19 protein-coding genes are annotated in these 22,754 nt (G+C 49.0%); 5 read left to right on the forward strand and 14 right to left on the reverse strand.

Features of this window, described 5'->3' with window-relative positions; translation table 11 throughout:
- Positions 1–109 precede the first annotated feature (109 nt).
- On the forward strand, positions 110–1,432 hold the full coding sequence (locus CEW91_RS10185; RefSeq protein WP_088768850.1) for an NAD(P)/FAD-dependent oxidoreductase: 1,323 nt from the start codon (positions 110–112) through the stop codon (positions 1,430–1,432).
- A 327-nt stretch (positions 1,433–1,759) separates the two neighbouring features.
- On the opposite strand, the gene CEW91_RS10190 is transcribed toward CEW91_RS10185, so the two are convergent.
- From CEW91_RS10190 to rplU, 8 genes are all read right to left on the reverse strand, one after another.
- Entirely contained in the window at positions 1,760–2,905 is a 1,146-nt protein-coding gene (locus CEW91_RS10190; RefSeq protein ID WP_088768851.1) for an ABC transporter permease, read from the reverse strand.
- A complete protein-coding gene (locus CEW91_RS10195) occupies positions 2,905–3,639 on the reverse strand; it encodes an ABC transporter ATP-binding protein (RefSeq protein ID WP_088768852.1) in 735 nt (244 codons plus the stop codon). Before CEW91_RS10195 ends, CEW91_RS10190 begins: the two co-directional genes overlap by 1 nt.
- Position 3,640: 1 nt before the next feature.
- Entirely contained in the window at positions 3,641–5,104 is a 1,464-nt protein-coding gene (locus tag CEW91_RS10200; RefSeq protein ID WP_088768853.1) for an alpha/beta hydrolase, read from the reverse strand.
- A 149-nt stretch (positions 5,105–5,253) separates the two neighbouring features.
- Positions 5,254–5,628 carry a DUF3718 domain-containing protein gene (locus tag CEW91_RS10205; protein WP_088768854.1) on the reverse strand — a complete coding sequence of 125 codons (375 nt, stop codon included), beginning with the start codon at positions 5,626–5,628 and terminating at the stop codon, positions 5,254–5,256.
- 110 nt (positions 5,629–5,738) lie between these two features.
- Entirely contained in the window at positions 5,739–6,239 is a 501-nt protein-coding gene (folA, locus tag CEW91_RS10210) for a type 3 dihydrofolate reductase (RefSeq protein ID WP_088768855.1), read from the reverse strand.
- 84 nt (positions 6,240–6,323) lie between these two features.
- Positions 6,324–7,478, reverse strand: a complete 1,155-nt coding sequence (gene cgtA, locus CEW91_RS10215) for an Obg family GTPase CgtA (protein WP_088768856.1) — start codon at positions 7,476–7,478, stop codon at positions 6,324–6,326.
- A gap of 116 nt (positions 7,479–7,594) precedes the next feature.
- Positions 7,595–7,852 carry a 50S ribosomal protein L27 gene (rpmA, locus tag CEW91_RS10220; RefSeq protein ID WP_053954619.1) on the reverse strand — a complete coding sequence of 86 codons (258 nt, stop codon included), beginning with the start codon at positions 7,850–7,852 and terminating at the stop codon, positions 7,595–7,597.
- Positions 7,853–7,867: 15 nt separating this feature from the next.
- Positions 7,868–8,179, reverse strand: coding sequence for a 50S ribosomal protein L21 (gene rplU / locus CEW91_RS10225; protein ID WP_053954620.1), 312 nt, complete (start codon positions 8,177–8,179; stop codon positions 7,868–7,870).
- A gap of 169 nt (positions 8,180–8,348) precedes the next feature.
- Between rplU and ispB the strand changes: the two genes are divergently transcribed.
- Complete coding sequence (ispB, locus tag CEW91_RS10230) at positions 8,349–9,320, forward strand: octaprenyl diphosphate synthase (protein ID WP_088768857.1); 972 nt, start codon at positions 8,349–8,351, stop codon at positions 9,318–9,320.
- A 584-nt stretch (positions 9,321–9,904) separates the two neighbouring features.
- On the opposite strand, the gene mdh is transcribed toward ispB, so the two are convergent.
- Positions 9,905–10,837 (reverse strand): malate dehydrogenase, encoded by a 933-nt coding sequence (gene mdh, locus CEW91_RS10235; protein WP_088768858.1) that lies wholly within the window; start codon positions 10,835–10,837, stop codon positions 9,905–9,907.
- A 185-nt stretch (positions 10,838–11,022) separates the two neighbouring features.
- Between mdh and argR the strand changes: the two genes are divergently transcribed.
- The gene (gene argR / locus CEW91_RS10240; protein WP_088768859.1) at positions 11,023–11,496 is read left to right on the forward strand and encodes a transcriptional regulator ArgR; all 474 of its coding nucleotides are present in this window, start codon (positions 11,023–11,025) and stop codon (positions 11,494–11,496) included.
- On the opposite strand, the gene CEW91_RS10245 is transcribed toward argR, so the two are convergent.
- The gene (locus CEW91_RS10245) at positions 11,472–12,428 is read right to left on the reverse strand and encodes a Dyp-type peroxidase (protein ID WP_088768860.1); all 957 of its coding nucleotides are present in this window, start codon (positions 12,426–12,428) and stop codon (positions 11,472–11,474) included. The genes argR and CEW91_RS10245 overlap by 25 nt on opposite strands.
- A gap of 116 nt (positions 12,429–12,544) precedes the next feature.
- Between CEW91_RS10245 and CEW91_RS10250 the strand changes: the two genes are divergently transcribed.
- Positions 12,545–14,287 (forward strand): DUF885 domain-containing protein, encoded by a 1,743-nt coding sequence (locus CEW91_RS10250; RefSeq protein ID WP_088768861.1) that lies wholly within the window; start codon positions 12,545–12,547, stop codon positions 14,285–14,287.
- Positions 14,288–14,476: 189 nt separating this feature from the next.
- Here the strand turns inward: CEW91_RS10250 and CEW91_RS12310 are convergent, their stop codons facing one another.
- The 4 genes from CEW91_RS12310 to CEW91_RS10265 all read right to left on the reverse strand — a co-directional run bounded on the left by CEW91_RS12310 (position 14,477) and on the right by CEW91_RS10265 (position 21,735).
- Positions 14,477–14,638 (reverse strand): hypothetical protein, encoded by a 162-nt coding sequence (locus CEW91_RS12310; protein ID WP_157776084.1) that lies wholly within the window; start codon positions 14,636–14,638, stop codon positions 14,477–14,479.
- A gap of 233 nt (positions 14,639–14,871) precedes the next feature.
- Positions 14,872–17,460, reverse strand: a complete 2,589-nt coding sequence (gene acnB, locus CEW91_RS10255) for a bifunctional aconitate hydratase 2/2-methylisocitrate dehydratase (RefSeq protein WP_088768862.1) — start codon at positions 17,458–17,460, stop codon at positions 14,872–14,874.
- A 151-nt stretch (positions 17,461–17,611) separates the two neighbouring features.
- Positions 17,612–20,662 carry an efflux RND transporter permease subunit gene (locus CEW91_RS10260; protein WP_088768863.1) on the reverse strand — a complete coding sequence of 1,017 codons (3,051 nt, stop codon included), beginning with the start codon at positions 20,660–20,662 and terminating at the stop codon, positions 17,612–17,614.
- Positions 20,662–21,735 carry an efflux RND transporter periplasmic adaptor subunit gene (locus CEW91_RS10265; protein ID WP_088768864.1) on the reverse strand — a complete coding sequence of 358 codons (1,074 nt, stop codon included), beginning with the start codon at positions 21,733–21,735 and terminating at the stop codon, positions 20,662–20,664. Before CEW91_RS10265 ends, CEW91_RS10260 begins: the two co-directional genes overlap by 1 nt.
- Before the next feature lie 102 nt (positions 21,736–21,837).
- Here CEW91_RS10265 and CEW91_RS10270 point away from each other — a divergent pair, with 102 nt between their 5' ends.
- Positions 21,838–22,716: a LysR family transcriptional regulator gene (locus CEW91_RS10270; protein ID WP_088768865.1), complete on the forward strand. Its 879-nt coding sequence runs from the start codon at positions 21,838–21,840 to the stop codon at positions 22,714–22,716.
- Positions 22,717–22,754: the final 38 nt, after the last annotated feature.

The raw sequence follows: 22,754 nt of genomic DNA on the forward strand, positions 1-22,754 counted from the left end.
AGGGCGCTGCCCAAGCCCTACAAGGATGTATTCACGGGCGTCCTCCATAATAGTCCTTGTAACCTCAGCGCTCACTACCTGTCCTTCTCTGCTTTAATAGGTGGTGATTATGTATGATCCTTTGGTTAATGCACCTCCGGGGCCGCATGATGCTCCTGAGACAAGTTATTGGCAGAAGTCTACTCAAGCTGAGTTTCCGGAGTGTGTCGACGACGTGCCGGAGGACGTCGAGTTTGCCGTTATTGGTGCGGGTTATACTGGCTTAAACGCGGCTCGGACGTTGGCTGAACACGGTCACTCCATCGCTGTCTTTGAAGCAAACAACCTGGCTTGGGGCTGCTCATCTCGTAATGCCGGGTTTGTCATGAAAAGTACGGGGCGTTTAGGTCTGTCTGCCTGGGCAGAGCGTTTTGGTGAAACGGTGGCAAAAGGAATAGCCGGCGAGCATCTGACGGCACTGCAGCTTATAACAGAAACCACTCAACACTGTCCTGAGCAATGCCAACGCCAAAGTGGTGGCTATTTGAAAGTTGCCCATAAACCTGAGGCTATTAAAGCATTACACGAGCAATACCAAAGCCTTAAGCAGTTTGAACAACCCGTTGAATGGCTGGAGAAAGACGCATTAAGCCAGATGATCAATAGCCCACAAGCGCACTCAGCGCTGCGCTTCACTGACTGCTTTGCCGTTAATCCACTGCTATTGGCCGCCGCAACCGCTCGCAGAGCGGCCAGCGCTGGAGTGCAACTCGTTGAGCATTGCCCGGTAACATCTGCTGTTTCACTGGGCGACAAAGGTGTGTATTTAAAAACAGCTAAAGGCAACGTGCGGGCTCGTAAGCTATTAATTTGCTCCAATGGCTATACGTCCCAGCAGTTGCTCCCTGAGCTGGCCAGCCGCTCTTTACCGGTTCTCTCGAGCATTATTACGACACCACCGTTGTCACCAGAGCAAGTCGACAGCATTCGTTTGTCGCCTGAGTACGCGGTAATGGATACACGGGTGCTGAAGTACTACTTTCGCTTACTACCGGACAACCGCCTGCTATTCGGCGGTCGCGGCGCGATTCAGGGAAAAAATGCTGAAAACCCGACGTTCGCCAAGCGCTTATTAAAGGCATTACATCAGACCTTCCCGCAACTCAAAGACATCACGCGGTGGGACAGCTTCTGGAGTGGCTGGGTGAGCGTATCACTTGATGACTATCCGCGCGTCGGCAAATTCAATGACAATATATACGCCAGCATGGGCTACTGCGGGGCAGGCGTTAGTTTTAGCGCACTAGCCGGGCAGCGTTTAGCCGAAAGCGCCATGGGAGAGACGCTACCGGAGCTTCCATACTACCAGTCTCAATTAAAACCATTTCCCCTTCCCCAATTCCGACGCCTCGGACAATGGCTCTACTACCACTACGGTCGCCTGCTTGATTAGCTGTAACTAAAGAGCGCTGAGGTTGTAAGAGGCACTATGAAGGACGCCCGTGAATACATCCCTGTAGGGCTTGGGCAGCGCCATCCTTGGCGCTGCACACCTCCATAGTGCCTCTTACAACCTTTGTGCGCGCTCTCTAGTTACCTACTTATTACAGGCGCAGTGGACAGACCAGTCGCTGGCAAGCGTTATGAGAGTTAAGGCCTCTGTGACGGAGTGTCGAAGGCCATGGATGGCCTTCGTCAAGCCCTCACGGATGAGCTCGTCGCGTCTCCGACACAGAGGCCTTAACTCTCAAGCGACGCCTGCGGCTTGACTGTCCCCTCCCTATAGGCCGAAGACTATTTTCTCACTTTTGAGGAGACGGGCTATGTATTTGATGAGCAGCAATGCGGCAGCCAGGGTTGCAATGGCGCTTACCACGGTGCCCATGACGTTAATTGACTCACCGCGAATCAACGACAAGAACGCTTGGTGCTGTCCGGTAAGCGGCAGGTAATAGAGTATCGGATTTTTAAGCCTTGCAAACTCGACTCCGAAAGAAGCGGCCATGGGAATGATCAGCAAAAAGCTGATATAGGTTTGTGCTTCCTTGAAGTTTTTGGCCCGGAACGAGACAAACAATTGCAGTGCAGTTGCGAACACGGCCAGCGGTACGAGCAGCAGGAACATAAGCAGCATCATGCCCACACTAAAATTCACATTCATGCCTATTTCGTGAAGTGGCACATAAGCAAAAATAATAGGGATGATTATCAGCGACAGAGCCGCACCAAACAGCGAAAAAGTAGAAGCCGTCAACGTCTTACCCGCCACAATGTCCCAAGTACTTAAAGGCTGGCTTAATAAGAACTCGAGAGAATTCCGCTCGCGCTCGCCGGCACTAATATCGATGGCGACATTCATACCGGACCAAAACACCGACAAAATGATAAACACTAAAACGGAGCCCATGATTAATGCAGCCTTAGAGCCTTTAGTTGCCGCGTCCTGTTTTTGTAGCTGAATGGGCTGTACAACGCGAGGGTCGATTCCCCGAAGAATAAGCCGGTAGCTGGCTATTTGGCTACTGTAGGCCTGTACCGCTTTTTCGACTCGTTTAATGTCGGTTTGCTGTTTTTGTGAAGACCAGTCCGCTTTCAGCTCTATTTCAACCGGTTCAGCGGCGGCGATTTTATCCGCCCAGTTAGCTGGCAAGCTCAACACGATAGGCGTTTCATTTTCTGACCATTCGCCTTGCTTTTCGACAATACCATTTTCATTTAAGAAGTTGACCAACTGCGGTGCGTGCTCTTTACCTTCGATGTTGATACCAACATCCGCCTGGTCGGTTAACTGTGAAATTAAAAAGAAAAACGCAACGGCCATAAGCATTGGCCCAAAGAAAGCGTAAGACATTGCCGCGAACACGGATCGTTTATCACGTATTGCGTCGCGAAACTCTTTTTTCCATACGGTTGTTAAAGCACTCATTACGCCGCAATTCCTTCGTCCGTTCCTATAATTTTTACGAAAGCGTCCTCGAGTTGTTCCTCTCCTGTCATCCGGCAGAGCTCTTCCGGAGTACCCTCAGCAGCCACTTTCCCAGATGCCATAACCACAACTCGGTCACACAACGCAGCCACTTCCTGCATAACGTGGCTGGAAAACAAAATGCAAGTTCCCTGGGCTCTTTGTTCACGCAGCACGTCGCGTAAAATACGTGTGCTCATGACGTCTAAGCCACGGCTTGGTTCATCCAAAATAAGGTGTTTGGGGTTATGCACCAAGGCTTGGGCAAGCGCCACTTTCATGCGTTGTCCCTGAGAAAAGCCCCCGGTGCGACGGTCTGCGAGTTCTTCAATATCAAGTTTCTTAATCACTCGCTCAACCGCGTCTCTTCGAACATTGCCAGTTAAACCATGCAACTCCGCGAAGTAAGCGACCTGCTCACGTACAGTCAAGCGTTCATAAAGACCGAATTTATCCGGGAAGATCCCCAAATTCTTACGGGCCCCCATAGGGTTAACGTTAGCATCCACGCCTTCTATCTCCGCCTTCCCTTGGTCTGCCTGAAGCAGGCCATAAATAATACGGAGGCACGTTGTCTTACCAGCACCGTTTGGCCCCAATAGACCCGTGATTTCACCATCGTTAGCCTGAAAGCTGAGGGAATTTAACGCCTGTACACTTTTAAAAGTCTTACTCAGTTTATCGACATTAATCATCCTACAGCCCCGCTCCATTTTGGTTAAGCACAAACGGTTTCAAGCGTTGTTTTTGTAAGCAACTGCCATCAATGGCGGTCACATCAGCCTTTTCGATAAACTCAGCAATGAGCCTATTGGCACAGGTATGACTGGCAATAGTATGACTGGCGTTGGGTGCAGTCAGGTGCTTACTATTCGGTAACGTTTTTGCTGCCAAGTCACCCCAGGCTGGAGGTGTCACCGGATCCAGTTCACCCGACAACAATAAAACCGGCTTATCACTAACGACGGGCTCCGACCAGTAAGAAGGCACGGGAGCCGACTTCCAACCGCTGCACATATCAATAAAGGCGTCACCGGTGCGCCCTCCAATAAAGTCATTGTCGCCGTCTTTTGCTAACAACTGATCCGTTGCGCGAGGCAAATCTTCACTACAAACCACCGAGAGCATTAAACCCAGGTAAATACTACTTTGTGACATAGTGCCCCCCATTAAGCCCAATACGGCTTTGTAATTGCTTTGAGCGGCCGAGTGAATAGCATAAGGTAAAAGCTGACGCGTATTTGGATGATACAGTGCCATGCGAACAATTGAGCTGAAGCGTCCCGGTGTTAAATTGATCGTTATCGGTTCAAAGGAAAGCGGGTCGTGTGCATCCAGCAGAACATCCTGTCCTTCTAAAGCATTCATCACGTCGTGATAATCTTGTTCTAACGTCGGGAATTTTTCGTGACACGCTACTTGCTCTTCGCAATTACGTAACATCGCATCAAAAGCTTGGGCACCATGCTGCCCGAACGGGCCAATGACCACCTGCGGCGGCGCTACGGCGTCTAACGTTGCGGTCCGCACAGACTCGGGAGCTTCCCGTAAATAAGTCAACCCGACTCTTGTTCCATAAGAGCCTCCATATAAATTTACTTGCTGAACGCCCAGATGCTCACGAACTTTCTCGAAGTCTTTAACGGCGTTGACCGTATGGTATTGCGTGGTGTCTGTGTCTGGGTATTGCTTAAGGCAGTCGCTGGTGAGCTGCGCCAGCTCTTGCTCGTCGTCACTTCTTATGAGTTCATCAGGACGGCTTATGTCGCATTCAAGAGGATGGCTCTTTCCCGTACCGCGCTGATCAATGAGCAGAATGTCACGCTTTTGACGAACGGTATCGAACATGCGGGATATCATCGGCGCCAGCTCAGTGGCTGCCTGGCCTGGTCCACCCGCTAAGATAAGCATTGGATCCGGCTTTGCACCTTCCTGAATAGCCGGTAGTACCGCGTAATGTATGCCAATTTGCCTGCCTTGCGGCTTTTCATAATTTTCAGGCACCTGAACAATACCGCATTCAAGTCGTTCCTGTATTCCCGGCAAATAGCATTCGCTGTCGGTTGAGTCCGTCACTTCGTGTTGCTGTTGAGCGTATGCGCTACCACTTATGGCAGCCAATACCAGCAGCGGTAGGGAAACTAGCATCCACTGTTTCATAATCAGTCCAATTGAATTGAATCACAGTGAGTTATTGTCGTTGAGAAGTGAAAAAAATAAAAGGTAAGTAACTGAAAGAATTGTTAGTAGATGTAAAAAAGCCCGCAAACTTAGCTTGCGGGCTTTTAAATACTCAAATTAACTGGCTATTAAAGGCCTGCGCGCTCTTTAATTGCTGCAGCAATAGGCGACCCTGCATGACCATTAGACTGAGCCCACTCATAATCGCCTGAGCTTTTTAACTCGTCTACTGATAAGCGTCCAACAATGAACTCGCCAATGTCTTGTGAGCCATTTGACATTGCGAATTGCAATAGACTTTGACCGTTACACTGGATACCTGAGTAGATGTCACGGACACGCACACGTGAGTCACGTAACTTTTTACGCATACGCATAGTGTCATCACCTTGTACGTATGTACAAAGGCTTAACGCTAGCTCATTCGCTTCTGCGCTTTTTGAAAAAGTTGCGCCAGTTGCTGCAACCGCAGCCATCAAGGTGCCTAATACAATCGCTTTCATCTAAAACCCCATCACAAGATTGTTCAAAAATTCATCAAGATGATACTACGATATGAACCGCTCTGCAATGGGCAACAAGTGATGTAAGTAACTGAAATTATAACGTCTTATTAACGTTTCCTATCGAAAATAAGGGTAGTAAAGTCATTGGAATTACGACCATCTGCGGCAAAGTTTTGCCGCTCTACCTCTTGCCAGTCAGCGACTTTCTCATAGTCAGGAAAGAAAGTATCACCGTCAACATTTAGGTCTATTTTAGTAACATATAAGCGGTCTGCCAGCGGTAAAAAATTTTCATAAATTTTTCCACCACCAATGATCATGACTTCTTCTACCGGACCAGCTGCAGCTATCGCTTGTTGCGGTCCATTAACCCAAAGTACTTGACCATCATGGGTTTCTCGAGCTTCTGACGTTCTACTCAGGACAATATTTTTACGCCCGGGTAATGGCCGACCAATTGATTCGAAGGTATTTCGCCCCATAACAATTGGCTTACCCAAGGTAATTTTTTTGAAATATTGGAGCTCGTCAGGCAAATGCCACGGCATTTTATTGTCCTTTCCTATGACCCGATTATCTGCCATTGCAACTACAAGCGATATTTTCATCCAAAATTACCTTCGTATAGCCTAATGCTATTGCATGAGGCGCGATTTAAGTTTCAATATCGGACCTGACGTAACAACGTCAGGCTACTTCTGATAAATGACTTCGACGCCATGATCGTCGTCGTCGTCGTCTTCATCATCATCAAAGTGTTCATCCATAACATCTTCGTGGTAACTGTCCCACTTAAATTCAACCGGATCGGCCTCTTCTTGCTCTTCCATATGCGGTACGGGCAACGTTTCAATATAGTTCATGACTTCGCGACAAAGTTCTTGCGAGCCCCTGCCTTCCAACGCCGCAATCTGGAACACAGGACCGTCCCAGTTCAACTCTTTCACCAATGCATCGACTTGCTCCTGGACTTCTTCATCTAAGACCAAGTCAACTTTATTAATAACCAGCCAGCGTGGCTTTTCTGCCAGCTTCGGGCTGTATTTTTCTAACTCATCAATAATGATACGAGCCTGTTCAGCCGGATCCGTTTCATCAAACGGTGCTAAATCAACTAAGTGCAATAGCAGCCGGCAGCGCTCAAGGTGTTTTAAGAAACGAATGCCTAACCCAGCACCTTCTGCAGCCCCTTCGATAAGTCCGGGAATATCAGCTATCACAAAACTCTGTCCCGGCGCCGGCGTTACAACACCCAGGTTAGGAACCAAGGTGGTAAACGGATAGTCGGCGACTTTCGGTTTTGCCGCAGATACCGAACGAATAAATGTCGACTTACCCGCATTTGGCATACCTAGCAGACCAACGTCGGCTAGCAGCATCAACTCCAGTTTCAGGTTACGCACTTCTCCGGGCGTGCCGTCTGTTTTTTGGCGTGGCGCGCGGTTCACACTGCTTTTAAAACGGGTGTTTCCCAAGCCATGAAAGCCGCCTTTAGCAACCCGCAGTTTTTGTCCATGTTTGGTCAAATCGCCAATGACTTCGCCGGTATCAATATCAGTCGCACGAGTTCCCGGAGGAACCGTCAACGTAATGTCACTGCCTCGTTTACCGGTGCAATTCTTACCCATACCGTTTTGACCACGTTCCGCTTTATGGAAACGTTCAAAACGATAGTCGATAAGCGTATTCAGGTTTTCATCGGCTTGCAGGTAGACATCACCACCATCACCGCCGTCGCCTCCGTCTGGACCACCTTTCGGTATATATTTTTCGCGGCGAAAACTGATACAGCCATTACCGCCGTCGCCGGCGTCGACACGAATTTCTACTTCATCAACGAATTTCATCGCAATCTGCTACTTATCACTCATTAAATATTGTGCAAAATTCTAGCACATAAGAAAAAGCCCCGCCGTAATGGCAGGGCTTTCGAACCGAAACTTTTCAGTTTATGTCGAGGTTACTAGTCAGTAATAACGCTCACATATTTACGGTTGTTCTTACCTTTCGTTTCGAAAGATACCTTGCCTTCAGAAGTCGCGAACAACGTGTGATCTTTACCGATGCCAACGTTGCTACCAGCGTGGAAACGTGTACCGCGCTGACGAACCAGGATGTTACCTGCAAGAACCGATTCACCACCGAAGCGCTTAACACCTAAGCGTTTACTCTCTGAATCGCGACCGTTTTTAGTAGAACCACCAGCCTTTTTATGTGCCATGTCGTTACTCCTTAATTAGCTATTGATACCAGTGATTTTCACTTCAGTGAACCACTGACGATGGCCTTGTTGGCGACGAGAGTGCTTACGACGACGGAACTTAACGATTTTAACTTTATCGCCACGACCGTGATCAACCACTTCTGCTTTCACTTTGCCACCGGATACGAACGGAGCACCGATTTTTACATCGCTGCCGTCAGAAACCATCAAAACCTGGTCGAATTCAACTACATCACCGGTAGCTGCTTCCAGTTTTTCCAGGCGGACGATTTGGCCTTCAGACACACGGTGCTGCTTACCGCCACTTTGGAATACTGCGTACATATTATTCTCCACAACCCTATTGGGTATCCAAATTCAAATCAGGGCGCGAATTGTACGTAATCCCGCCAACGATCGCAAGTCCTAATTTGCCGCCTTTAGAGTTTCCGAGCTCGTCGAATTAGTGTACCATCTGGTTTCCGTTAAATTTTGTAAATTTCAGATATCTATGATGGATATGCAGTCCATTAACGCATTAGCCAAAGACGACATGTTAGGTGTTAATGCGCTTATTGGTGAACAACTAAAATCCGACGTTGCCTTAATTAACCAGCTGGGTATTTATATCGTCAATAGCGGCGGTAAACGCCTGCGCCCTTTGCTGACCGTATTAACCGCCCGTGCACTGAACTATGACGGCAACGATCACCAAAAACTCGCCACCATTATAGAATTTATTCATACTGCAACACTCCTGCATGACGATGTCGTCGATGAGTCTGATTTACGTCGCGGACGCAAAACTGCAAACGCTGTATTCGGTAACGAAGCCGCCGTACTAGTGGGTGACTTTCTCTATACCCGCGCCTTCCAGCTAATGGTCGACTTAGACTCTCTGCGTATATTGCGTATTTTAGCGGACGCCACCAACATTATTTCCGAAGGCGAAGTCTTACAGTTAATGAACTGCAACGATCCCGACACCTCAGAAGCAAGCTACTTCGACGTTATTTACGGCAAAACAGCCAAGCTGTTTGAAGCTGCAACAGAGCTGGCGGGCGTACTTACGGGTCAGAATGAAAAGCTCACCGCTCAATTAGCGGACTACGGTCGCTATTTAGGCACGGCTTTCCAACTGGTCGATGACCTATTAGATTACACTGCCGATAGTGATTCAATGGGCAAAAATGCCGGGGATGACTTAGCCGAAGGTAAACCAACGCTGCCGTTGCTATACGCCATGTGGCACGGCAACGAAACCGAGCAAAAGCTGATTCGTGAAGCGATTGAGCAAGGTGACGGACGTGAGCACTTACAAACCGTACTAACCGCTATGGAGCGAACGGGTGCTTTACAGTACACCCGCGACAAAGCATTAAAAGCCGCCGAACAAGCGCGCGAATCCCTAAGCGAACTCCCCGACTCCGACTATAAACAAGCTTTACTCGCTCTAACCCATCTGGCAGTCGACCGAGTGGCGTAAGAAATGCTTTGGGGGGATCGGGTTCTGTTTCGGACGACGCCCGTGAATACATCCCTGTAGAGCTTGGGTAGCGCCATCCATGGCGCTACACACCTCCGAAACAGAACCCTTCCCGCTTTGGGCATTTCTAATAAGTATCCATGGCCTTCGACACTCCGCCATGAAAACCTTCAACACTCGTAACGCTCGCAATCCAGCAGCCTGCCCCATCAACTATTTCCGTAGCCTGATAACTCACAACCAACACTCTGTTTCAGTTGAAATATTTAAACATTGAGCCTGAGAAGCACTCTTCAGCATGTAGTTTGGAAATATTGGGGTGGGTCAGTCTTGGCGTGAAGCCGTTGCAGGATTATCTGGAGAAAGTGCTGAGATAACTTTCAGCTAATAGCTTGGAAATATTAGGGTGGGTCAGTATTGGCGATACGCCATTGCAGGTTTATCTGGAGAAAGTGTGCAGCGCCAAGGATGGCGCTGCTCAAGCCTTACAGGGACGTACTTGCAGGCGTCTTTCGGAAGATAACCTGCAATGGCCAGCCAATGCTGGCCTGCCCCAATATTTTCAGAAGCGGATAGCTGAAAGCTTAGCTGGCGAAGTCGATGCCTTTTTGGATATCGCCTTTCAGGCCGTCGAGCATGTCGTCCATGCATTTTTGTTCGAAAGCACTTAGCTTACCGTAAGACAGAATTTCTTCAGCGCCGTTTTTGCCTAAGCGTACTGGCTGTGCGAAGAACTTAGCGTTATCGCCTGGGCCTTCTACGTAAGTGCATTCAATAGTATCCTGACCTTGCAGGCCTTTCAGCAATGACAGAGCAAAGCGCGCTGCAGCCTGGCCCATAGACAGGGTTGCTGAACCGCCGCCGGCTTTTGCTTCAACAACTTCCGTGCCTGCGTTCTGGATACGGTGAGTTAAGTCTTTGATTTCTTGCTCGGTAAACTCAACGCCTTCAACCTGAGACAGCAATGGCAGAATCGTTGTACCGCTGTGACCACCAATAACCGGTACGTTTACGTTTTCCGGATTCAGACCACGCAGCTCACCAACAAACGCTTCTGAACGGATAACATCCAGAGTAGTGACACCGAACAGCTTACGCTTGTCGTAGCAGCCTGCTTTTTTCAGGACTTCAGCAGCAATAGGAACCGTGGTGTTTACCGGGTTGGTAATGATACCAACACAAGCGTCAGGACAGTTGTCGGCAACACCTTGTACTAAGTTTTTAACGATGCCTGCGTTCATGTTGAACAGGTCAGAACGATCCATACCTGGCTTACGTGGTACGCCGGCAGGAATTAATACGATGTCGCTGCCAACCAGCGCTGATGCTAAGTCGTCTTTACCGAAGCCTGTGACTTTCACGTCGGTAGGGATATGACTTAAGTCAACCGCTACACCCGGAACTACTGGCGCAACGTCATACAAAGATAACTCTGAACCTGCTGGAAGTTGTGTTTTCAAAAGTAATGACAATGCCTGGCCGATACCACCGGCCGCACCTAATACGGCTACTTTCATCTCAGACTCCGTTTTGTTTGTCGATTAGAACTGCATAAACATGCAGAATTTGGTGCAAAACTGTACTTGAATACGCTGTTAAATACAACTGACCCGCCTTTTATAACAAAGCTCGAATAGCGTCACAGAATGCAGTAAACTGGTCGCATTATAGCATAAAATGACAGTCAGGAAGCGGCACGATAATGGTGAAAGATCAATTAATTGACGCCTTCAAAACGTTACTGCGTGAAGAACGTTACGGCTCACAAGGCGAGATAGTTAACGTACTGAAAGAGCAAGGCTTTGAGAGTATTAGCCAGTCGAAAGTGTCGCGCATGCTGAGCAAGTACGGCGCCGTCCGAACCCGTAACGCCAAGCAGGAAATGGTTTACTGTCTGCCGCCCGATTTAGCAGTGCCCTCTACTAAAGCACCATTAAGCCAACTTGTACTGGATATTCAGCATAATGATGTGATGGTCATTATTCGCACCAGTCCCGGCGCCGCTCAACTCATTGCTCGTTTACTCGACTCGGTTGGTAAAAAAGAAGGCGTACTGGGAACCATTGCCGGCGACGACACTATTTTTATCGCACCGGTGAAAGTACAGGATATTGACTTCACGCTGCAAAAAGTCAAAGAACTGTTTGCGAATCAGTCTGTACTGCCGTCTTCTTGAGTGCTCGGTAACTCACGGTTTTCAGATAAAAACCGTATCGACGGCACAAAGAAACTTGAATTTAACACCGCCTGAGAGTAATCCAGCACCGGATCATACTGCCCTTGTTCATCGGCGTAGTAACGAGTCTTCAGCCACTCGACCACACTCTTTGGCGCGTGAGAAAAATACATACCCAATAACCCTTGTTCACGTAAGTCTCCCCAGGGCATGTTCTGCCGCAACAAAGGTATTGGCTGCTCTTTCTTGTCCATCAACTTCGCTTTAGCGGCGTGGGTAACGCCATCAATCATTGCCTCCGGCAACCGTTCACCGGAGACTTTTTCCCGCCCCATGATCTGCTCTTGTTTTTCAGGGCCTAAATAATCCCATCGGCGCAGGTCATAACGAATTTTCTGGACAAACAAATAACTGCCATCAACAAAGTCGCTATCGTCGTTTGTATTAATAAGCGCGGCCTGACGTTTACGCATACCCCTTGGGTTATCCGGCGCATCAATAAAGCCCAGCAGGTCACGCCCGTCTAAATAACGAAAAGAGCGGATTTGCTCTGCCACCTCAATGTCATAACCAAACCATTCCATAATGGTTCTGCCAGCGAGATAATTGGCGTCAAAGCGGTCACATCGAATATGGATAATAAGATCGAATGGTTGCCGCGGTGCTTCACGGTCGGCATCACTGAGCTCAGGAAACGTCTGTAAGTGTAACGGTCGTTTATGCGGATACAGTATGTCCCAATATTCCGCCCCTATACCGACAAATCCCGTCAGCATGGCTTCCGAGAAACGGGCATCGAGGTCCTGGACAATAGAAGGAAACCGCGACAACTTGCGGCGTAAGCTCTCAACATCGTCACTCATGACATGACAAAACAAGGTTAAGCCGTGCAAATTTGGCTCGGCGTATATCCCTGATTGCGCTTTATCCACCCTTTTCTCCCGTTTAACTATTATTATTGTGAGTTCACTGCATTGTTTTTTACATTAACTCATGCAAAAGGCATTATAGAATGCCTGTATTCGTTATGACACCGCAAGGAAAAATCATGCGTAATCTGATTCTTATTGGAAGTTTATTAGGGTTAACCGCCTGCGCGACAACAACGTCACAGCAACCGACCCAACAAAACGTTGCACAACAGAGCGTTGCTGAGCAATTTCATCAGTTGGCAGACAGCATCTGGGAAGGTATGAATGAATCCAGCGATACCGAACTGACCGATATGTCTCCGGAAGCGCTTAAGGCTCGATACGAGAAACAATCAAAGTGGCTGGAACAACTGGACGCCATTAACGTGAGTCAGTTAAGCGACGAAGATAAAATTAACCACGCGATGATTCGCTATTCGCTAAAAAACCGTGTCGACGAATACCGCTTTAATGCGCATTACATGCCGCTAACCGCCGAAGGCAGCTTCCATAGTTCACTGGCGTTTATGCCGTCATACACGCCTTTTAACTCAGTTGAGGATTATCAACACTATATTTCAAAGTTACGCAGCATTCCGCGCTACATGGCGCAACAAACCCATTGGCTAAGAAAAGCGATTGAGGAAGGCTACACACAACCAGCTGCGGCTATGGCCGGTTTCGAAGAGAGTATTTTGGCTTATATTGTTCAGGACGCCAAAGAAAGCGTTTACTTTTCGCCATTCGCACAGCAGCCCGGCTTTGTCGACGACGCTGAGTGGGAAGCATTAAAAGCCGACGCCGTGACCGCCATTGACGAGCAGGTTATGCCAGCATACGACGACTATTTTACGTTTATGGTCACCGAATACTTACCCAATGCACGCGAAAGCGTTGGTGCCAGTGAACTGCCTAATGGTGAAGCGTTTTACCAAAACCGTATTAAACATTACACCACACTGGATATGACCGCTGACGAGATTCATGAAATAGGCCTGCAGGAAGTAGCGCGTATTCGCGGTGAAATGCTGGAGGCTATTGAAGCCAGTGGTTTCGACGGAGACTTTGACGAGTTTGTCGAGTTTTTACGTACGGACGACCAGTTTTATCCTGAAACTGCAGAAGAATTATTGCACTATGCGGCTTGGATAGCGAAGAAGATGGATGGACAGTTACCTAAGCTGTTCAAAACCTTACCGCGTAAACCGTATGGCATTGCGCCGGTTCCGGAAGAGATTGCGCCGAAGTACACCACAGGCCGTTACTCAGGCAGTAACCGCGATGACCGCGCTGGCTTTTATTGGGTAAACACTTATGCATTAGACCGTCGTCCGCTATACCAGATGGAAGCGCTGACGTTGCACGAAGCAGTACCGGGTCACCATTTGCAAAACGCCATTGCAGGAGAGTTAGAAGACTTACCTGAGTACCGTCAGCAGACTTATATTTCCGCGTTTGGTGAAGGCTGGGGTTTGTACTCTGAATACTTAGGCCTGGAAGCCGGTTTCTATGAAGACCCTTACAGTAACTTTGGTCGTTTAAGCTATGAAATGTGGCGTGCCGCACGCTTAGTTGTTGATACGGGCATGCATGCTAAAGGCTGGAGCCGTGAGCGGGCAATGGACTTTATGGCCAACAACACAGCGTTGTCGTTGCATAACGTCAAAACCGAAATTGACCGTTACATTACCTGGCCTGCGCAAGCGCTTTCATACAAATTGGGTGAGTTAACCATTAAGCGTTTGCGCGCTGAGGCAGAGCAGCAGTTAGGTGATAAGTTCGACATTCGTGAGTTCCACGATGCAGTACTGGAAAACGGCAGCGTGCCACTGAAAGTACTCGAGCAACACATCAACAACTGGATTGCTGAGCAGAAATAGAACAGAACCCCCGCTATCAGGTAGGGCCAGGTTATTCACTTATTTCGCTTGCGCATTGAGTACTTCTGTGACGGAGACGCTACGAGCTCATCCATGAGGGCTTGACGAAGGCCTTCCATGGCCTTCGACACTCCGCCACAGAAGTACTCAACACTCATAACGCTCACAAGTGAAGAACCTGCCCCTTTCTTACGCACGCGCTAACCTTTCTTTTGCCTCACTAAGAGACAGCAAGTTCTGGTTTCGGATATCCCGCTCAGCTAGGTTCATTAACTTAAGTGTGCCGATAGCTTCTTCGACATTTAGTGATGCTGTGTTTTGCTTAATATGATGGATAGTTTTTATCTGCATAATTAACTCCTGCCTGAACAACCAACCTAACTATAGCCCATTAAGAAACCACCTAAAACTGGGCACAAAAAAACCGCCGAAGCGGTTTTGGAGACTTTAAGCAGGGAATGGAAACAACATTATGGTCGGTAACCGGAAGTGTCTGGCGCCATGGATGGCGCCAGCCAAGCCTTACAGGGATGTACTCGCAGGCGTCTTCCGGTTACTGGCCATTATGTTTTCATTCCCAAGCATTAAGCCACGTTGATGGTTGGGATGATGTTTTCCTTGGCCGCTTTTTCTGCGTCGCGGAAAGCATCCATTTGGTCAAAGTTCAGGTATTTATAAACTTCGCCAGCCATCGAATTAATGTCCTGTGCGTACTCGAGGTACTCTTCAGGCGTTGGCAGGCGGCCTACAATAGCACCAACAGCGGCCAGCTCTGCAGACGTCAGATAAACGTTCGCGCCGTCACCTAAGCGGTTCGGGAAGTTACGAGTCGACGTTGACAGTACGGTTGCCCCCGCTTCTACACGAGCCTGGTTACCCATACACAGTGAACAGCCCGGCATTTCGGTGCGAACGCCGTTACGCGAATAAATATCGTAATAGCCTTCAGTTTCCAGCTGTGCTTTGTCCATCTTCGTTGGTGGTGCAATCCACAAACGCGTGTTCAGCGGATCAGAGTTCTTCTCTAACAGTTTACCTGCCGCACGGAAGTGACCAATGTTGGTCATGCACGAACCAATGAATACTTCGTCCACTTTGTCGCCGGCAACTTCGCTTAAGAACTTAGCGTCGTCAGGATCGTTCGGGCAACAAACGATTGGCTCTTTGATTTCGTCCAAGTCAATTTCGATAACTTCTGCGTATTCTGCATCTTTATCGGCACGCGTCAGTGATGGGTTCTCTAACCACTCCTCCATCTTACGAGCACGACGCTCAAGCGTACGCGCATCGCCGTAGCCTTCGTTGATCATCCAACGCAGCATAGTGATGTTAGAGCGCAGGTATTCACTGACTGAATCTTCTGACAAGTTGATGGTACAACCCGCTGCAGAACGTTCTGCCGAGGCGTCAGACAATTCGAACGCTTGCTCTACGGTTAAGTGCTCAAGACCTTCGATTTCCAGGATGCGACCTGAGAACGCGTTTTTCTTGCCACGTTTCTCGACAGTCAACAGACCGTCTTTAATGGCAAACGCAGGAATTGCGTGAACCAGGTCACGTAGGGTAATACCTGGCTGCATTTTACCTTTAAAACGCACCAATACTGACTCTGGCATATCCAGCGGCATAACACCGGTCGCCGCTGCGAAGGCAACCAAACCAGAGCCTGCCGGGAACGAAATACCCAGCGGGAAACGTGTATGCGAGTCACCACCAGTACCGACGGTATCCGGCAACAACATACGGTTCAGCCAGCTGTGGATGATACCGTCGTTCGGGCGCAACGAAACGCCGCCACGGTTCATGATGAAGTCTGGCAGTGTATGCTGAGTTTCAACATCGACTGGCTTCGGATAGGCTGACGTGTGACAGAAAGACTGCATCACCAAGTCAGCGTTAAAGCCAAGACAAGCCAGGTCTTTCAACTCGTCACGAGTCATTGGACCGGTGGTATCCTGCGAGCCTACGGTCGTCATCTTCGGCTCAACGTATGTGCCCGGGCGAACACCGTCCATGCCACACGCTTTGCCAACCAATTTTTGTGCCAGGCTGAAGCCTTTGTCGCTTGAAGCCGGCTGTTCCGGGGTCAGGAATAAGTCGCTGTGACCAAGGCCCAGTGATTCGCGCGCCTTAGCGGTTAAGCCACGACCAATGATCAGGTTGATACGGCCACCAGCACGCACTTCGTCAAGAATAACGCGTGACGCATAGTCGTACTCAGCGATAACGTCGCCCGCTTCGTTTTCAATTTTGCCTTCGTATGGGTAAATAGTAATGACATCACCCATATTCATTTTTTCGACGTCGGCTTCAAATACCAACGCACCGGCGTCTTTCATGGTGTTGAAGAAGATAGGAGCGACTTTGCCGCCAATACAGATACCGCCCGCACGCTTGTTCGGCGTACCCGGCATGTCTTCACCGATGTTCCAAAGAACCGAGTTGGTTGCTGATTTACGTGAAGAACCGGTACCTACGACGTCACCGACGAAAGCAACCGGGTGACCTTTTTCTTTCAGCTCTTCAATTTGCTTGCCGGCATCTGTAATGCCTTCGCGCGGCATTTTGTACATGGCTTTAGCGTGCAGCGGGATATCAGGACGTGACCACGCATCTGGCGCTGGAGACAAGTCGTCAGTATTGGTTTCGCCAGTCACTTTAAAGACGGTCGCTTTAATCTGGCCTGCCATTTTATCACGGCTGGTGAACCACTCACCTTCAGCCCATGACTCAACCACTTCTTTGGCCAGTTCGTTGCCGGCTTTCATTTTTTCTTCGACGTCATGGAAAGCGTCGAACATCAAAATGGTGTGTTTTAATTCTTCGGCGGCTAAGCGACCCAGTTCAGCGTCGTCTAACAGAGCAACCAACGTTTCGATGTTGTAACCACCGTGCATATTGCCCAGCAATTTAACAGCGTCTTCTTTGCTGATAACCGGGCTTTGTATTTCGCCTTTTACCAGTGCACTTAAAAAGCCAGCTTTTACATAAGCCGCTTCATCAACACCTGGTGGTACACGCTCAGACAATAGCTCGACTAAGAAGTCTTCTTCACCTGCGGGTGGATTCTTCAGTAGTTCAACAAGATCGGCTACTTGTTCGGCGTTTAATGGCTTCGGAGGGATGCCCTCTGCGGCACGCTCTTCCACGTGCTGACGATACTCTTTAAGCACTCGTATTACCTCTCATTTGCTTGCATGAATTCAAGACGGTTCACTAGTGCGGCGTATTATACGGATTTTACGCTGAAATTCCCATGCGAGAGGACTATAAATCAGATAATTCAGGGTATAAACAAGGTGAATGGATGCCGTGGTTGCGCCCTCATTGAGGACGCTCCACTTTTTGAACAATCGCGTACATAACGGGCACGACGAACAGCGTCAGTACTGTCGCAAACCCGAGACCAAACATGATGACCGTCGCCATGCTGGCAAAGAAGTCATCAAACAGCAGTGGCAGCATGCCCAGTATGGTGGTTGCCGCCGCCATGCCGACCGGCCTTACACGGCTTACAGCGGCCTCAACTAGCGCTTCGACTCGCGACTTACCGGTTTCGAGCTCAACGTTGACCTGCTCAAGTAACACCACGCCATTTTTAATCAGCATACCAGACAAGCTTAAAAAGCCTAACAGCGCCATAAACCCAAAGGACTTATTCAGCAGCAACAGACCAACCGTCACACCAATTATCGACAGCGGTACTGTCGTCCATAGAACAGCGGCGTGTCGAATGCTGTTAAACAGCAGCACGGTAATAATAAACATGACCAGAAAGCCTAACGGTAACGCCCCGAACAAGGCCTTTTGTGCTTTGCTTGAGGCTTCGTGCTCACCACCCCAGCTCAATTCGTAACCCAAAGGTAATTCAATCGCTGCTATTTTGGGCCGAACTCGTTCGAACACCTGAGCCGCGGTTTCATTACTCAAAATGTCGTGATCGGCCATCACCGTCAGTGTTCGTTTACGGTCACGTCTCATTATGAGGGGATCTTCCCATGTCGTTTCAATACTTCGAACGACTTGCGCCAACGGTATAAAGCGATCCAACACGGGGCTGTATATTTGCAGCTCCTGCCAGTTATTCAAGTCAACGCGTTCAGCCGCCGGGGCCCGTTTTACAATCGGCAGCAGGTCCGTACCATCACGATAAATACCTATTTGCTGACCAACGAAATTACCGAGCAATACGTTGTTCACATCTTCTTTAGTGACACCTGCTCGTCGTCCTGCCGCTTCGTCATACTGAGGCTGTAATAACTTGGTTCGCTGCCGCCAATCAGAGCGAATATTGACCGCACCTGCATCGTCCCTCATTACCGCTTGTGCTTTCTCGCTCAACTGACGTAACACCTGAATGTCTGGTCCTGAAAAACGTGCCTCAATTTTAGCTGGCGTTGCCGGACCTATCTCGACCCGAATTAATTTGTCTTCAACGTCCGGGTGAGCGTTTTTAATGCGTTGCCGAATATCCGCCATGAGCGCTGACATAGACTCCTTGTCTTTCACGCGAATCAGCAATTGCGCATAGCTTTCGTAGCTTTTTTCAACCAAATAAGTCAACGTAAAACGCGGGGCGCCCTGACCGACGGTCGTTGCCACGGAAACCACCTCTTGCTTATCCAGCAGATAATCTTCCAGACGTTTTGAGTCCTGCTCGGTGTGGCGAATGTCAGTCCCTTGTGGATACCATAAGTCCACATAAAACAGTGGCGTTGTGGAAGGTGGAAAAAAGGCTTGTTTTACCTGCCCGAAACCCACCACCGCCAGTACCAGCATAATGACCATTGCCGACATGCTGGCTGCGCGATGCGTTAAACAAAAACGCAACGCACTTCGATACTTTACATAGAGTGGGTGCTTAAAGGCATCGTCGTTCTCATCGCCAATGTCTTTTTCGGAATAGAGTCGGTCGGCTAAAAACGGGATCAGCGTTAATGCCGTTACCCAACTGAGCAATAAAGAAATAAGCAAGACCCAAAACAAGCTGCCCGCAAACTCACCCGTGGCGTCAGAAGAGAGGCCAATTGGTGCAAAGGCGATAATACCAATGACGGTCGCTCCTAACAGCGGCCATTGGTTTTGCTTAACTACCTGCGTAGCGGCTTGAAGTTTGCTCTGCCCCCGACGCATGCCCACCATGATGCCGTCGGCAATCACAATGGCATTGTCGACCAGCATACCTAATGCAATAATCAACGCACCTAACGACACCCGCTGCAGGTTAATATCGCCAAGCCTCATGAAAATGAACGTGCCGAGTACCGTCAGCAGCAACACCGAACCAATCAGCAAACCGCTTCTGAAGCCCATGGACAGCAGCAGCGCCACAACCACAATGGCGACCGCCTCGACTAAGTTCAGCAAAAAGTTATTAACGGAGTTTTCAACTTCGTGGGGTTGGTCATAAATGCGCTCAACGCTCATGCCAATTGGCTGAGCATAGGAAAGTTCATTCAAACGCTGCTCAAGGCGCTCACCAACTTCCACAACGTTCACATCATCGGCGAAAGACAGCGCTAGCCAGAGCGACGGCTTTCCGTTATAACGCACCACGTGATCCGGAATATCTTTTGTCTCACGATAGATGTCAGCAACGTCGCGCAAATAAATACGCTCACTGGCCCCTGGATTACTAATGACCAACTTTTCCATGTCTTCGACAGAGGAAAACTCTCCGTTCGTGGCGATGCGCATGGACTCTTCATTAATCGTCACACGGCCTGCATTTGCCACGGCGTTTTGTGTTTGCAGTAAATTGGCCACTTGCTTAGGCGGGATACCAAAATTTCCCAGCTGGGCTCGGGACACTTCGACAATCACCTGCTCCTGGCGCTCACCTGACAGCATAACTTTGCCGACACCGTCGACTAAGACCAGTTCACGCCGGAGAAAGTCCGCATAGTGCTCAATGTCTTTGTACGAATAGTCAGGTCCGGTAATCGCCAACATGACACCATACACGTCGGAGAAGTCGTCACGAACAATAGGCTCGCCGGTGCCCGGCGGTAAGCGTCGTTTCGTATCATTGACCTTGCGCCGAAGTTCATCCCAAATTTGTTCGAGATCATCCGCCCGGTAAATGCTTTTCATCTCGACCGTAATTTGCGATAGTCCTGGCTTAGATATGGAGCGAATATTGTCTACGTAGCTCAATTCCTGAATCGCATTTTCAAGACGATACGTTACTTCCTCTTCCACTTGTCGAGCCGAAGCGCCGGAATACGGCGTTATGACCATTGCTTGCTTTATCGTAAACTCGGGATCTTCCAGACGACCCAGCTGAGTTAAAGCGACGATTCCTCCGACCAACAACAACAGCAAAAACATCCAGCTGGTGGTTTTTCGGGTCATGCTATAGCGTGCAATATCCATTACAGCCCCCGTTCGCGTTGCCATTCACGAACTTCTTGACCTTCCCGAAGCTGATGAACGCCGGCAACTACTATGGTTTCACCTTCTTCTAAGCCGCTGACGATAGTCAGTCCGTCATTAGTCGCCGTACCAACCACTACCTTGCGCTTTTCAACGGTCATGTCATCGCCCACGACCCACACATAAGAAGGGCGCTGTTCGGTATCGCTGCCATTAGTAAATACGGCTTTTGTAGGTACCAAAATACCGGTGATGGTCGAGCGCAGCACTTGTGACATATCGACGACGACAGTCGCGGTCATACCCGGAAGAACATTCAGGTTGTCGGGTTTCGGTAAAGTGAACACGACTTCATACGTGTTGGTTGCAGGACCCGCTTGCGAATCCCACTCTTTAAGATGCGCCCGGAATTGAAATTCTGGCGCAGCATCAAACCGAATCATTGGCTCATAGTCTGTCTGCTTCTTAACTCTCGCAAAAAGCTGCTCCGGCACCTGAATACTCACATCCACCGCGTTATTAATTTGCAAGGTAACAATGGGCTGTTTCGGTTGGATATTTTCATAAGCTTCTACAGCCAGGCTCGCAATAACTCCGTCAAAAGGCGCTCTCAGCTCGGTATACTCTAAATTCGCTTTTGCCGTTTCATAGTTCGATTTCGCTACCGCTCGCTGCGACTCAATTTGGTCAAACTGAGCCTCTGACATAACGCCCTCGCTTACCAGCACCTTGTTTCTTTGGTATTGAGACTGAGCTAACTCGTATTGCGCTTTTGCCTGGTCGACAGCCAGTTGATAGTCGGTCGGATCCAGCCTTGCAATAAGCTCACCTTGCTTAACTTCCGCACCAGGCCTTACCGGAAGTTCGGTAATTTCACCCGCAACACGAAACGTCAGCTGTGCCACTTTAGCGGCTTCCACCACGCCCGGGAACTCACGAAGTTGCGCGCCACTATTTTCGGTCACCGTCAGCAATTTAACCGGACGGGCATCCTGTGTTTTTTCGCTTTGTGCAGGTGCTTCACCGCAAGCAGCAATGAGTAAGATAAGAGATGTAACGACTAACCAACGCATACCAAGTTCCTAATAACGGAGTATTCAATTGATAAATAGTTTACTGCACGTACAGTTACAATTATATTGAATTAAAATTAAAAACTTAATCAGCATAACTTAATGAATTTATCACACTTAAAAATGCTGATTGCGGTCGCAGAGCTTGGCAGCCTACAAAAGTCAGCAGAGCATTTAAACCGAACGCAATCGGCCGTCAGCATGGCCTTAAAAAAGCTCGAACAAAGCGCGGGTTTTGAACTGTTTAACCGGCAAGGCTACCGACTGCAATTAACCGAACAAGGTCAGCATTTTTTACGACAGGCCGAAGAGGTCGTGCGCCAGCAAGAGCGTCTACAGTCTCTGACTGAAAAACTAAAATACGGGGCCGAACCCTTGCTGACGCTTTGCTATGACCATACCTGCGACAGTAAGTTGTGGCTGCCCAGTATTGAGCATATACAACAGTATTACCCCGCCACCGAAATTCACATTGACGGCGAATCACAAATGCGGGCGCTCAAACGAATAGATAACGGCTCCGCTGATTTAGCGCTGTGTCCGTGGCTGCCCTTATTTCGTCAGTATGGAGACTTTGAAACGTTACCCGTGGCACCTTTCGAGCTCACTGTGGCCATTGCCTCCTCTTTAGTGGATGACTTCGGACGCATACCATCAAGCCGACAGGATTTGCTCGAACTCCCGATGCTAATCCCACAAAACTTAGAAATTGGTATAAATTTAGATGCAGTGCTGCGCTTGCCCAGCCAACAGCGCATACGAGTCAATGAAGTGAATACTCAATATGAACTGTTAAAAGCCGGCTTTGGGTGGGGGATTATTCCCCGACATATTGCCGAAAGCGCACTGGAGTCCGGTGAACTGGTTGAAATAAGCATTCCCGGTTTCATCCAACAGGTACGCCTGGAGATTCACCTGGTGCGCTCGGCGAACAGAACATTAGGCCCCGCTGCAAACACTATTTGGCAAGAGTTTTCTTAGTTCAGAACGACGTTAATAACAACCGGCCGCTGAGGGGA

The organism is Idiomarina piscisalsi (assembly GCF_002211765.1).
GTDB classification, from domain to species: Bacteria; Pseudomonadota; Gammaproteobacteria; order Enterobacterales; family Alteromonadaceae; genus Idiomarina; species Idiomarina piscisalsi_A.